Source organism: Streptomyces sp. NBC_00464, assembly GCF_036013915.1.
Lineage (GTDB): Bacteria > Actinomycetota > Actinomycetes > Streptomycetales > Streptomycetaceae > Streptomyces.
Map to the genome: position 1 here is coordinate 792,271 of NZ_CP107899.1, position 12,715 is coordinate 804,985.

General features: G+C 71.7%; 12 protein-coding genes. 6 read left to right on the plus strand and 6 right to left on the minus strand.

Annotated features, from left to right (window positions below; all coding sequences use genetic code 11):
- Nucleotides 1-42: 42 nt before the first annotated feature.
- Both alc and allB read right to left on the minus strand, forming a co-directional pair.
- Entirely contained in the window at nt 43-1,158 is a 1,116-nt protein-coding gene (gene alc / locus OG912_RS03390; RefSeq protein WP_327708100.1) for an allantoicase, read from the minus strand.
- Entirely contained in the window at nt 1,155-2,501 is a 1,347-nt protein-coding gene (allB, locus tag OG912_RS03395) for an allantoinase AllB (protein ID WP_327713329.1), read from the minus strand. Before allB ends, alc begins: the two co-directional genes overlap by 4 nt.
- 326 nt (nt 2,502-2,827) lie before the next feature.
- Here allB and OG912_RS03400 point away from each other — a divergent pair, with 326 nt between their 5' ends.
- Nucleotides 2,828-3,628 carry an IclR family transcriptional regulator gene (locus OG912_RS03400; RefSeq protein WP_326739736.1) on the plus strand — a complete coding sequence of 267 codons (801 nt, stop codon included), beginning with the start codon at nt 2,828-2,830 and terminating at the stop codon, nt 3,626-3,628.
- Between the two features lie 106 nt (nt 3,629-3,734).
- Here OG912_RS03400 and OG912_RS03405 read toward each other — a convergent pair whose 3' ends face one another.
- Both OG912_RS03405 and OG912_RS03410 read right to left on the minus strand, forming a co-directional pair.
- Nucleotides 3,735-4,415, minus strand: a complete 681-nt coding sequence (locus tag OG912_RS03405) for an ABC transporter ATP-binding protein (RefSeq protein WP_326739735.1) — start codon at nt 4,413-4,415, stop codon at nt 3,735-3,737.
- A 46-nt stretch (nt 4,416-4,461) separates the two neighbouring features.
- Nucleotides 4,462-5,553, minus strand: a complete 1,092-nt coding sequence (locus tag OG912_RS03410) for an ABC transporter permease (protein ID WP_327708101.1) — start codon at nt 5,551-5,553, stop codon at nt 4,462-4,464.
- A 110-nt stretch (nt 5,554-5,663) separates the two neighbouring features.
- Here OG912_RS03410 and OG912_RS03415 point away from each other — a divergent pair, with 110 nt between their 5' ends.
- Nucleotides 5,664-6,872 carry a sensor histidine kinase gene (locus tag OG912_RS03415; protein ID WP_327708102.1) on the plus strand — a complete coding sequence of 403 codons (1,209 nt, stop codon included), beginning with the start codon at nt 5,664-5,666 and terminating at the stop codon, nt 6,870-6,872.
- The gene (locus OG912_RS03420) at nt 6,869-7,507 is read left to right on the plus strand and encodes a response regulator transcription factor (protein WP_327708103.1); all 639 of its coding nucleotides are present in this window, start codon (nt 6,869-6,871) and stop codon (nt 7,505-7,507) included. The genes OG912_RS03415 and OG912_RS03420 overlap by 4 nt, the downstream gene beginning before the upstream one ends.
- 94 nt (nt 7,508-7,601) lie before the next feature.
- Here OG912_RS03420 and OG912_RS03425 read toward each other — a convergent pair whose 3' ends face one another.
- Nucleotides 7,602-7,916 carry a DUF5955 family protein gene (locus OG912_RS03425; protein ID WP_326739731.1) on the minus strand — a complete coding sequence of 105 codons (315 nt, stop codon included), beginning with the start codon at nt 7,914-7,916 and terminating at the stop codon, nt 7,602-7,604.
- Between the two features lie 206 nt (nt 7,917-8,122).
- On the opposite strand from OG912_RS03425, the gene OG912_RS03430 reads away from it, so the two are divergent.
- Complete coding sequence (locus OG912_RS03430; RefSeq protein ID WP_327708104.1) at nt 8,123-8,755, plus strand: nucleotidyltransferase family protein; 633 nt, start codon at nt 8,123-8,125, stop codon at nt 8,753-8,755.
- Between the two features lie 234 nt (nt 8,756-8,989).
- A complete protein-coding gene (gene aceB / locus OG912_RS03435; protein WP_327708105.1) occupies nt 8,990-10,609 on the plus strand; it encodes a malate synthase A in 1,620 nt (539 codons plus the stop codon).
- 104 nt (nt 10,610-10,713) lie between these two features.
- Here the strand turns inward: aceB and eno are convergent, their stop codons facing one another.
- Nucleotides 10,714-12,015: a phosphopyruvate hydratase gene (eno, locus tag OG912_RS03440; RefSeq protein ID WP_327708106.1), complete on the minus strand. Its 1,302-nt coding sequence runs from the start codon at nt 12,013-12,015 to the stop codon at nt 10,714-10,716.
- Between the two features lie 202 nt (nt 12,016-12,217).
- Between eno and OG912_RS03445 the strand changes: the two genes are divergently transcribed.
- A complete protein-coding gene (locus OG912_RS03445) occupies nt 12,218-12,640 on the plus strand; it encodes a MarR family winged helix-turn-helix transcriptional regulator (protein ID WP_327708107.1) in 423 nt (140 codons plus the stop codon).
- Nucleotides 12,641-12,715: the final 75 nt, after the last annotated feature.

Below are 12,715 nucleotides of genomic sequence, written 5' to 3' on the forward strand. Positions count from 1 at the left end.
CTACGGTATCGCCGAGTGCGGACAGTCCCCGGCAGGGGTGGTTCAGCCGCCCAGTTCGACGTGGCGGGCGGCCAGGCGCGCGGCTCCCGGTCCGGTCAGCGAGCCGAAGAGGCGCAGCCGCGAGATGCCGCCGTCCGGGTAGATGTCGATGCGGACCTCGGAGGCCCGTACGGCCTCCGGCAGGACGAAGCGGTGGTTGGTGTCGGGCTGCAGCCGGGTCCTGGGCAGCACCTCGCTCCAGTCGCCGCCCTCCGTGCTGCGGGCCGAAAGGCTCGCCCAGCCTGCCGAGTTGCCCTTCAGATATGCGGTGTCGATCTCGACGGCACGGATCTCCGCCTCCTCGACGAGGTGGTAGTGGATCCAGTCGTTGCCCCGGTCACGCCGGCGCCGGGTCTCCCATCCGTCGTCCATCTTGCGGGAGCGGCCGGGCTGGATGGTGTTCGTCGCCGGGGAGTAGAAGCGGTCGGACGCGTCCTCGACCCGGCCGCCGTTCTCCAGCGCGACCAGGTCGAAGGTGCCGAGCGCCGTCAGCCAGGCCGGGTCCGGGGCCACTTCGCCGTGGACCCGGAGCCGGGCTATGCCGCCGTCGGGGTGCTGGTTGACCCGCAGGTGGGTGAAACGCTGCGCCGCATCGACGGCGAACCCGTTGGCCGCGTGGCCTCCGACGGCCGTACGGGGGACGAGCGTCGTCCACTTCACGTCGGGGGCGAGGAGGTCCTCGGGGGACGGCGAGCCCGGCAGCGAGACGGCTTCGACGGAGACCGCCTGCGGGTAGTTGCCGCGGAAGTGCGCGGTGTCGACGACGATGCCGCGTACGACACCGGGTGCGCCGAGACGTACCAGTGCCCAGTCGTGGTCCTCGTCCACCGGGTGGGGCTGTACGGCGCTCACGCCGCGGCGGCGGCGGGTCTCCCAGCCGTCCATGATCTTGCCCTTGTGCCCGAAGTGCTCCGGGTCGAAGTGGGCCGGCTCCGGCTTCAGGAGGTTCTCGCGCTCCGCGAAGAACTCGTCGTTGGCGGCGATGACGCCGGCACCGAGCCGCCGGTCGGCGAGGTCGACGAGGTGGGTGAAGGGGAGGTCGGCGGTGCGGTAGTCGGCGTACGGGTCGCCGCCGCCGTACGGGTTCGCGTCGCCGGTGAAGTGCGCTGTCGCCGTCATGAGTTGTTCCTTGTCTGGAGGCGGCCGGTGGGCTCGGCGAGGGTGCCGTCGACGGCGATCCGTACGCCGCGCAGCCAGGTCGACCTCACTACGCCGTGCAGGGTCCGGCCGGCGTAGGCGGTGACCTGGTTGCGGTGGAAGAGTTCGGCCGGGTCGACGGTGAAGGTGGCGTCGGGTGCCAGCACGGCGAAGTCGGCGTCACGGCCGGCCTCGATCGCGCCCTTGGCGGTCAGTCCGGCCAGTGCGGCGGGGGCGGCCGACATCCAGCGGGCGACGTCGTCGAGCGAGTGGCCGCGCCTGCGGGCCTCGGTCCAGATGGCGGGCAGTCCGAGCTGGAGGGAGGAGATGCCGCCCCAGGCGGAGGCGAAGTCCGGCGTCTTGAGGTCGGTGGTGCAGGGCGAGTGGTCGGAGACGATGCAGTCGATAGTGCCGTCGGCGAGCCCCTGCCACAGCGCGTCCTGGTTGGCGGCCTCGCGGATGGGCGGGCAGCACTTGAACTCGGTGGCTCCGTCGGGGACTTCCTCGGCGGTGAGGGTGAGGAAGTGCGGGCAGGACTCGACGGTGACGCGGATGCCCTCGCGCTTGGCGGCGGCGATCAGCGGCAGCGCGTCGCTGGAGGACAGGTGCAGGACGTGGATGCGGGCGTTCAGCTGCCCGGCAAGGGCGATGAGCCCCTCGATCGCGGTGTTCTCCGCGTCGCGCGGCCGGGAGGCGAGGAAGTCGGCGTACTTCCCGCCACTTCGCTGCGGGGCGGCCGCCAGGTGGTGCGGATCCTCGGCGTGGACGATGAGCAGCCCGCCGAAGCCGGCGATCTCCGCCATCGACCGGGCCAGTTGTTCCTGGTCCAGTTCGGGGAACTCCTCGACGCCGGAGGGCGAGAGGAAGCACTTGAAGCCGAAGACCCCGGCCTCGTACAGCGGGCGCAGATCCTTGACGTTCGAGGGGATGGCACCGCCCCAGAAGCCCGTGTCGACGTGCACCTTCGGGGCCGCCACCTGCTGCTTGACGCGCAGGTGCTCGACCGTGGTGGTCGGCGGGAGGGAGTTGAGCGGCATGTCGAGCAGCGTGGTGATCCCGCCGGCCGCGGCGGCGCGGGTGGCCGTGTAGAACCCTTCCCACTCGGTGCGGCCGGGGTCGTTCACATGGACGTGTGTGTCCACGAGTCCGGGCAGCAGGACGTCGTCACCGAAGTCCTCCACCCGGACGCCGTCCGGTACCGCGGCGTCGTGGGGCAGGACGGCGTCGATCGCCCCGCCCGCGACGTGGACCGCGGCGGGCCGCGTGCCCCCGGGTGTGACGACGCGCGTCGAGCGCAGTACCAGCTTCACGTCCGTACCGGACACCCGTGCTCCCCACTTCATGAATTCAACGAACTGTTGAAGGAGTCTTCACTCGGGATCGCAACCCGTCAAGACCCCATCCTCCGCTCGGACCGCCCAGCCGACCATGCGGGACCGCGACCGAAGATTTCCACAGAGTAAAAGATAAATTTCGAAGAGCGGAATGTAGAATGGTTCGTGCGTGGCGCCGTACGGACCGTCGAACCGGCCCCGGACACCCGGACGAACAAGCCCTGACCGGCCAGGACGGCGCCCCTGGGACAGTGGGCCGATCGGGAAGCGCCCGGTAGGCTGCTGCCTTGCTCTTCCGCTTCGAAAGGACCGTTGACGTGCCGCCGTCCCACGCCAGCACTTCCGACTCCAAGCCCGCCGGTTCCAGCGGCGGTGTGCAGTCACTTGAGCGCGCCTTCGATCTGCTGGAGCGGATGGCCGACGCGGGGGGCGAGGTCGGCCTGAGCGAGCTCTCCGCGAGCAGCGGACTTCCGCTCCCCACCATTCACCGTCTGATGCGCACGCTCGTGGTGTGCGGCTACGTACGCCAGCAGCCCAACCGGCGCTACGCGCTCGGCCCGCGCCTGATCCGGCTCGGCGAATCCGCCTCACGGCTGCTCGGCACCTGGGCCCGCCCGTATCTGGCCCGGCTGGTCGAGGAGACCGGCGAGACGGCCAACATGGCGCTGCTCGACGGCGACGAGATCGTGTACGTGGCGCAGGTGCCGTCCAAGCACTCGATGCGCATGTTCACCGAGGTGGGGCGCCGGGTACTGCCGCACTCCACCGGCGTCGGCAAGGCACTCCTGGCACACACGCCCCCGGACGAGGTGCGGGCCCTGCTCGCACGCACCGGGATGCCGGCCGCCACCGAGAAGACGATCACCACTCCGGACGGCTTCCTGGAGGCGCTGGAGCAGGTCCGCCGGGTGGGCTACGCGGTGGACGACAACGAGCAGGAGATAGGGGTCCGCTGTCTGGCGGTCCCGGTACCCAACTCCCCCACCTCCGCGGCGATTTCGATCTCCGGCCCGGCAGGCCGGGTGACCGAGGCGGCCACCGAGCGCATCGTGCCGATCCTCCAGCAGGCCGCCAAGGAGCTGTCCGAGGCGCTGGCCAGCAGCGGGTCGGCCGGCTGAGCACGGCGAAGAAGAAGATGAAGAAGGGGTGGTCCGGGACTTTCGCTCCCCGGACCACCCCTTCGCCGCGTCCACCCACCTTTCGCCGCGTCCGGCTCCCCGCCGGTCAGGTGAGGGCGGGGGCGGTCAGCCTGCCGTCCTCCATCGTGACGGTCCGGTCCATCCGGTCCAGATGGGTCCGGTCGTGGGTGACCATGACGGTCGCCGTGGACCGCTGCCGGGTCAGCGAGACGAGGAGATCGAGAACCGCCGCTCCCCGTTCGTGGTCCAGCGCGCTGGTCGGCTCGTCGACGAGGAGGACCGCCGGGTCGTTCATCAGGGCCCGCGCGATGTTGATCCGCTGGCGCTGACCGCCCGAGAGCTGGTGGGGCCTGCGGTCGGCCTTGTCGGCGAGGCCGACGGCGTCGAGGAGTTCCAGCGCGCGGGCGCGGGCGGTCCGGGCCGCACCGCCCGCCAGATGCGTCATGACCTGGAGCTGTTCGGCGGCGGTCAGCGACGGCAGCAGATTGGGCTGCTGGAAGACGATGCCGATCCGCTCGCGGCGCAGCGCCGCCTTGTCCGCGCGGCCGAGCCCGGCGGTGTCCGTACCGGCGACGACGACGGCGCCCTCGTCCGGGGTGACCAGGGTCGCCGCCACGGCGAGCAGGCTCGACTTGCCGGAGCCGGAGGGACCGACGACGGCGGTGAGGGTGCCCGCGGGGACATCGAGTGCGACGCGGTCCAGTGCCGTGAGCCGTCCGTCGCCGTCGGGGTAGGTGAGCGTGACGTCGGTGAGCGTGAGGGTCATCGGGCACTCCGGGGTGTGGTGCGCGGGGCAGGGGGCGGGACGGTGGTCATCGGGCGCTCCCGAGCGCGGTGAGCGGGTCGACGGCGGTGATCCGCCGGATGGACAGGGCCGCCCCGACCGCGCCGAGGGCGATCATCACGGCCGCCGGGACGAGGACGGTCGACGCCTCCAGGACGAAGGGCACGGCCCCGCCGCTGACCAGTGCGCCGATGCCGGCGGCGAGCGCGGTGCCCAGTCCCGTACCGATCGCGAGCATCACCACGGCCTGCCCGAGTGCGTCCCGCAGCAGATACGGCGTGGAGGCACCCAGTGCCTTGAGGACGGCGACATCGCCGCTGCGCTGGATCGTCCAGACGGTGAAGAAGGCGCCGATGACCAGGGCGGAGATGGCGAAGAGGAAGCCGCGCATCAGCTGGAGGGAGCCGTTCTCGGCCTGGTAGGAGCCGATGGCGGTGAGGGATCCGTCGAGCGTGAGCGTGCTGGTGCCGGCCGCCCGGTCGCCGGCGGCCAGGTCGGCCCCGTCGGTGGTGGTCAGCGCGATCACGGTGGCGTGCTCCGCGGCGCCCTCGCCGTCGGCCCCGAAGCGCTGCCAGTCCGCGAGTGCCGTCCACACGACCGGCGTATGGCTGTACGAGGCGTCGCCGGCGACCGCGGCCACCGTGACCTCGTCGCCGCCGAGCCGCAGCCGGTCACCGGCGCCGGCCGCCAGGTCCTCGGCTGCCTGCTCGGAGAGCACGACCGTGCCCGGTCCGACCGGAGTGCCCGACGGTGCCAGGCCGCTGCCGGGCTCGACGCCGAACGCCGAGACGGCCGCCGTCCGCTCCCCCGCCACCGCGGCCGCGTTCAGCGTGCGGATGCCGAGCGGCTGCGCCGCCTCGACCCCCGGCCGCTTCTCCCAGCTCCGCCAGGCGCTCTCTCGGACGGTCGAATTGGTGAAGGACACCGACTGGCCGTCGGGCGGGGCGGCGAACGCCAGGTGGTCGGCGTTCAGCCCCGTGACGGCCGAGGTGTTCTCCCGGGCCAGCCCGGCCGTGAGGCCGGACAGCAGACCCACGAGCAGCGTGATCAGCACCACGACCGTGCCCATGAGCGCGAACCGGCCCTTGGCGAACCGAAGATCTCTCCATGCGACGAACATGACTCCAGCCTCGGCAGTACCGGCCCCGGAAACATCGCCCGCGGGCCGGTCCCGACATCAACCTTTCGATTGACCGGCCCCGCGCACCCCGCGTCTACGCTGGACGAATCATGGAAACGCGTGTCCACCCCCCGGTCGCCGCCGCGCTGCGGCTGTGTCTGCACGCCCTGCTGCTGGGGCTTCTCGCGCTCGCCGCGGTGAAGGCCGTGAGCAACGACGCCCCGCACACCGGGGCCGTCATCACGGTCGCGGGCGTGCTGGCCGCGGTGTACGCAGCGGGGGCACTGGCGCCGTCCGTCCAGCCCCGGACCCGGGCGGGGGCGCTCTGGCTCGTGGCACTGGGGGCGCTCTGGCTGGTGCTGCTGGCCCTGTCGCCGGACGCGCTGTGGCTGGCCTTCCCGCTCTACTTCCTCCAGCTGCACCTGTTGCCGATGCCCTGGAGCCTGCCCGCCGTGGTGGTGACGGCCGCGGCCGCCATCACCAGTTTCCTGCTGCACGGCGAGCCGGTCACCGTCGGCACGTTCATCGGCCCGCTGCTCGGGGCGGCGGTCGCGGTCGCCACGGTCCTGGGGTACGACGCGCTGTTCCGCGAGAGCGAGCGGCGCCGCGAGCTCATCGAGGAGCTCGTCTCGACCCGTGCGGAGCTGGCGGAGGCGGAGCGCACCGCCGGGACGCTCGCCGAACGCGAGCGGCTGGCCCGCGAGATCCACGACACCCTCGCACAGGGCCTCTCCAGCATCCAGCTGCTGCTGCGCGCCGCGGAACGCACCCTGCCTGCGGACGCTCCCGCCGCGGCCCATGTCCGCCGGGCCCGCGAGGCCGCGCAGGACAATCTCGCCGAAGCCCGGCGGTTCGTGCGCGCCCTGACCCCGCCGGATCTGGAGAACGGCTCCCTGGCCGCCGCTCTGGAGAGACTTTCGGCCCGCGCCACCACTCCTGCGCTCACGGTGAGTTTCGCGGTCAGCGGCACCCCGGTGGAGCTGCCCACGCCGTACGAGGTGGCGCTGCTGCGTACCGCACAGTCGGCGCTGGCCAACACGGTGCAGCACGCCGACGCGCGGCGGGCGGAGATCACCCTGAGCTTCATGGACACCTCGGTGGCGCTGGACGTGGTCGACGACGGCCACGGCTTCACGGACGGCTCCGCCGCGAGCGCGGGCACGGGGACGGGCGGCTTCGGCCTGCCGGCCATGCGGTCCCGGGCCCGTTCGCTGGGCGGCACGCTGAGTGTCGAATCGGCGCCCGGTCAGGGCACGGCCGTCGCCCTGACCCTGCCGCTGCCGCTGCCCGTCGACCGGACCGGACAGGACGCCGCATGACCGATACCGCTCCGATCCGACTGCTGCTCGCGGACGACCACCCGGTGGTACGGGCGGGGCTGCGGGCCGTCCTGGACACCGAGCCGGACTTCCGCGTCGTCGCCGAGGCGGCCACCGCCGAACGGGCCGTGGCCCTGGCCGCGACCGGCGAGTTCGACGTCGTCCTGATGGACCTTCAGTTCGGTGCGGGTCTGCACGGTTCGGAGGCCACGGCCGCGATCACCGCGGCGCCGGACGCGCCCCGGGTGCTGATCCTGACGACGTACGACAGCGACGCCGACATCCTGGCGGCGGTGGAGGCGGGAGCGGCGGGCTATCTGCTCAAGGACGCCCCGCCGGAGGAGCTGGCCGCCGCGGTCCGCACGGCGGCGGCCGGCCGCTCCGCGCTGGCTCCGGCCGTCGCGCACCGGCTGATGGACCGCATGCGGATGCCGGCCCAGGCGCTCACCAAGCGCGAGCTGGAGGTCCTGCAACTGGTCGGCGAGGGACTGTCGAACCTGCAGATCAGCAAGAAGCTGTTCCTCAGCCAGGCGACGGTGAAGTCCCATCTGGTGCACATCTACGCCAAGCTGGGCGTGGACTCGCGCACCGCGGCGGTGGCGGCGGCGACGGCCCGCAGGCTGATCCGGCGCTGAAGCCGCTGGAGCGGGCCCCCGCTCCGCTCCAGCGGCTTCAAGCCCAGAGGCACTACCGCGGACGCTTCACCGCAGACGCTTCACCGCAGACGTTTCACCGTCGCGGCGGCTCGCCGAACAGATCGACCGCGATCCGTACGTCCCTGAGTGCCGACGCAAGGGCGCTGACCGAGCCGACCGCCCCCGCGATCAGCAGCAGCGACCGGCGGAGCCGGGGAATCTCGGGCGCGCCACCGGCCGCCATCGCGTCCAACGACGCCAGCTCGTCCTCGGCGATCGCGCGGTCCGGGAACTCCGCGGGATGTCCGGCCAGCTCCCGGCGGAGCCGGGAGACGGCCGTACGCAACTCCGTGACTCTCGGGTCCTCACCACTGCTGGTCACCCGCGCCTGCCCCACGCTCTTCAACAAAGCACTCCCCCTCGCACATCTTTGTGCCGGTGTTTCGACCAAGTCCCGAACCGTGGTCAAGTGTCCGGGGGTGCGGGCAAGTTAACGCCATGACAGGTGTCGGGCGCCACTCCGCGGACGGAACTCGGGGTGTCCCGCACATGGACGCGGGCCGGGAGAACGCTCCGGTCCGTGCGGGAACGGCCCGTCCGGTGTATCCAGGCGGCATGACAAGCACACCGCGCACCCCCTCCGCACCCTCCCCGTCCGCCTCCCCCGTCGTCGCCGGACTGCTGCTCGCGGCGGGCGGCGGACGGCGACTCGGCGGGCGCCCGAAGGCCTTGCTGGAGCACCGCGGCCGCCTCCTGGCCGACCACGCGGTGGCCACCCTCCGGGAGGGCGGCTGCGGCCCGGTCCATGTGGTGCTCGGCGCGTCCGCCGACGAGGTGCGGGCCCGCGCCGGACTGTCCGGCTGCACGGTGAGCGTCAACCCGGAGTGGACCGAGGGCATGGGCTCCTCGCTGCGGGCGGGACTCTCCGCCCTCACCGGCACGGACGCGGACGCGGTGGTCGTACTCCTGGTCGACCAGCCGGGTATCGGCGCCGAAGCTGTGTCCCGGGTGCGTGCGGCGTACCGCTCGCGGACGAGCCTGGCGGCGGCCTCGTACGACGGGGAGCGGGGCCATCCGGTGCTCTTCGGGGCCGCGCTCTGGACGGATATCGCGGCGGGGGCGGTGGGCGATCAGGGGGCCCGTGCCTATCTGCGGGCGCACCGCGATGCGATCACGCTCGTCGAGTGTTCGGATGTGGCTCAGGCGTACGACATCGACACGGCGGAGGACCTGGCGCACCTTGAGTGAACGCACTGGCACGCTGCGCCAGCAGCACCCCACTTCTGTCGACCCGGAGAATCTCGACATCAACAAACCATTGAACTTCCACCATGAGGAAACTACTATCCACTGGTCAGAAGCCCTCTGCACCTCAGACGGCGACCACGGCCGTATCCCGGAGCCATGGCACGCCGTGCCATTTCAGGCGACCCGGCGGCCGTGAGACGTCGCCCGCACCGCCCGCTGAAGGAGTGACAGCTCATGTCCGCACCAGCGCCGTCCTCGCTGGCCATCGTCGATGCCGAGCCCCTGCCCCGGCAGGACGAGGTCCTCACCCCCGCGGCCCTCGCGTTCGTGGCCGAGCTGCACCGCCGGTTCACGCCCCGGCGTAACGAGCTGCTCGCCCGGCGCGGTGAGCGCCGCGCCGAGATCGCCCGCACCTCCACGCTGGACTTCCTGCCGGAGACCGCCGCGATCCGCGCGGACGACTCCTGGAAGGTCGCACCGGCGCCGGCGGCGCTGAACGACCGCCGGGTCGAGATCACCGGTCCGACCGACCGCAAGATGACCATCAACGCCCTGAACTCGGGCGCGAAGGTCTGGCTCGCCGACTTCGAGGACGCCTCCGCCCCGACGTGGGAGAACGTCGTCACCGGCCAGCTCAACCTGATGGACGCGTACAACCGCGCCATCGACTTCACCGACCCGAAGTCCGGCAAGTCGTACGCACTGAAGCCCGCCGCCGAGCTCGCGACCGTCGTCACCCGCCCCCGCGGCTGGCACCTGGACGAGCGCCACCTCCAGCTCGACGGCGCCCCCGTGCCCGGCGCGCTGGTCGACTTCGGCCTCTACTTCTTCCACAACGCACAGCGCCTGATCGACCTCGGCAAGGGCCCCTACTTCTACCTCCCCAAGACGGAGTCGCACCTGGAGGCCCGCCTCTGGAACGACATCTTCGTCTTCGCCCAGGACTACGTGGGCATCCCGCAGGGCACCGTCCGCGCCACGGTCCTGATCGAGACGATCACCGCCGCGTACGAGATGGAGGAGATCCTCTACGAGCTCCGCGACCACGCCTCCGGGCTGAACGCGGGCCGCTGGGACTACCTCTTCTCCATCGTCAAGAACTTCCGTGACGGCGGCTCCAAGTTCGTCCTCCCGGACCGCAACGCGGTGACGATGACCGCCCCGTTCATGCGGGCGTACACCGAACTCCTCGTCCGCACCTGCCACAAGCGTGGCGCCCACGCGATCGGCGGCATGGCGGCCTTCATCCCGTCACGCCGGGACGCCGAGGTCAACAAGGTCGCGTTCGAGAAGGTCAAGGCCGACAAGGACCGCGAGGCCGGCGACGGCTTCGACGGCTCCTGGGTCGCCCACCCCGACCTGGTCCCGATCGCCATGGCGTCCTTCGACGCGGTCCTCGGCGAGAAGCCGAACCAGAAGGAGCGCCTGCGCGAGGACGTCTCGGTGGCGGCGGGCGACCTGATCGCCATCGACACCCTGCACGCCAAGCCCACGTACGACGGTCTGCGCAACGCGGTCGCGGTCGGCATCCGCTACATCGAGGCGTGGCTGCGCGGCATGGGCGCGGTCGCCATCTTCAACCTGATGGAGGACGCGGCCACGGCCGAGATCTCGCGCTCGCAGATCTGGCAGTGGATCAACGCGGACGTGGTCTTCGAGAACGGCGAGCACGCCACGGCGGAGCTGGCCCGCAAGGTCGCGGCCGAGGAACTGACCGCAATCCGCGCCGAGATCGGCGACGAGGCCTTCACGTCCGGCAAGTGGCAGCAGGCCCACGACCTCCTGCTCCAGGTCTCCCTGGACCAGGACTACGCGGACTTCCTGACGCTGCCGGCGTACGAGCAGCTGCGCTGAGCCGCGCGTACGAACACGCGGGACGACGACGCCCCACCGCCGGAACGCTCGGCGGTGGGGCGTCGTCGTCCGCGGGGCGGTCAGCCCGGCGGGACGTGGACCCGTCAGGAACGGCGCAGGATCGCCCCGCCCGCGTACCGCGCCGATGCGCCCAGCTCCTCCTCGATCCGGATGAGCTGGTTGTACTTCGCCGTACGGTCGGACCGGGACAGCGATCCGGTCTTGATCTGGCCGCAGCCCGTCGCGACCGCCAGATCCGCGATCGTGGTGTCCTCCGTCTCGCCGGAACGGTGCGACATGACGACGGTCCAGCCCGCGCGCTGCGCGGTGGCGACCGTGGCGAGGGCCTCGGTCAGGGTGCCGATCTGGTTGACCTTGACCAGGACCGAGTTGCCGACGCCGGTACGGATCCCCTCGCGCAGCAGGGCCTCGTCGGTGCAGAACACGTCGTCACCGGTGAGCTGGCAGCGGTCCCCGACACCGGCGGTCAGCTCCCGCCAGCCGTCCAGGTCGTCCTCGGCCATCGGGTCCTCGATGGAGACGATCGGGTAGGCGTCGATGAGCTTGGTCAGGTAGGCGGCGTGCTCGGACGGCGTGCGGCGCACGCCCTCGCCCGCGTACACGTACGTACCGTCCCGGAAGAACTCCGACGACGCGGGATCCATCACCAGCCCGATGTCCGTGCCGGGCCGGTATCCGGTGCGGTCGATGGCCGCCATGACGAAGTCGAGCGCCTCCTCCGCGGTGCGCAGCGCGGGAGCGAAACCGCCCTCGTCGCCGACGCCCGTGGCGTGTCCGGCGGACAGCAGGTCGCGGCGGAGCGTGTGGAAGACCTCGGAACCCATGCGGACGGCCTCCGCGAAGCTCTCCGCACCCACCGGAGCGATCATGAACTCCTGGAAGTCCAACGGATTGTCGGCGTGGGCGCCACCGTTGACGATGTTCATCATCGGCAGCGGGAGCAGGCGGGCGTCGACGCCGCCGAGGTAGCGGTAGAGAGGCCGGCGGTGGGCCGCAGCGGCGGCCTTGGCGGTGGCGAGGGAGACGCCGAGCAGCGCGTTGGCGCCGAGGCGGGACTTGTCCGCCGTGCCGTCGAGTGCGACGAGTGCGGCATCGAGGCCCGCCTGGTCGTCGGCGTCGCGCCCGGTGACCGCTGCCGCGATATCGCCGTTGACGTGAGCGACCGCGCGGTCGACGCCCTTGCCGTGCCAGCGCCGGGGGTCCCCGTCACGCAGCTCCACGGCTTCCCGTGCACCGGTCGATGCGCCGGACGGGACAGCGGCGCGGCCCAAGGACCCGTCGGCGAGGAGGACATCCGCCTCGACCGTGGGGTTCCCCCGGCTGTCGATGACCCGGCGGGCGGTGACGGACTGGATGACGGTGGACTCGACTGCCGTGGAAACCATGGGAGGTCCTTCGCGTTGACACACGTCGCGGCCTTGCTGCGACAGCGCTGGCGCGTGCCGCGACAGCTCCGACTCTACAGCAATGCTGTTCAGTTTTGCTGTTCAGCTGAGCTGTTCAGTTCGGCTGTTCAGTTCCGCTGTTGAATTGAGCAGGGCAGACAGGGCACTCGGTCCCGCTGGTGATCACCGGTTAAAGTGCCCTATGCCCACCCCCGACCCCGCCGCCGTCGCCACCGAACTGCGTAACGCGATGGGCAAACTCACTCGGCGCGTGAAGCACGAGGACCACATCCCGCACGGTCAGGTCTCCGTGCTCGGCACCCTTGACCGTGAAGGGGCCATGACCACCAGCGATCTCGCCGCGGATCAGCGGGTACGGCCCCAGTCCATGGCCCGGGCGGTCGGGTTGCTCATGGAACAGGGGCTGATCGTCCGCCGGGCGCATCCCACGGACGGCCGCAAGACCCTGGTCGAGCTCTCCCCCGCCGGACACGCCGCACTCGATGCCGAGCGCGGGCGCAGGGCCGGGTGGCTGGCCCAGGCCATCGAGGGCGAGCTCACCGGCGAGGAGCGGGAGGTGCTGGCGCACAGCGCCGCCCTGATGGAGCGGCTCGCCGGGCGCTGACGGGCGGCGCTTGCCCATATACCGCAGGCATCCAGACCGGCTCGCGGAGCCCACAGGACTCCGCGAGCCGGTATC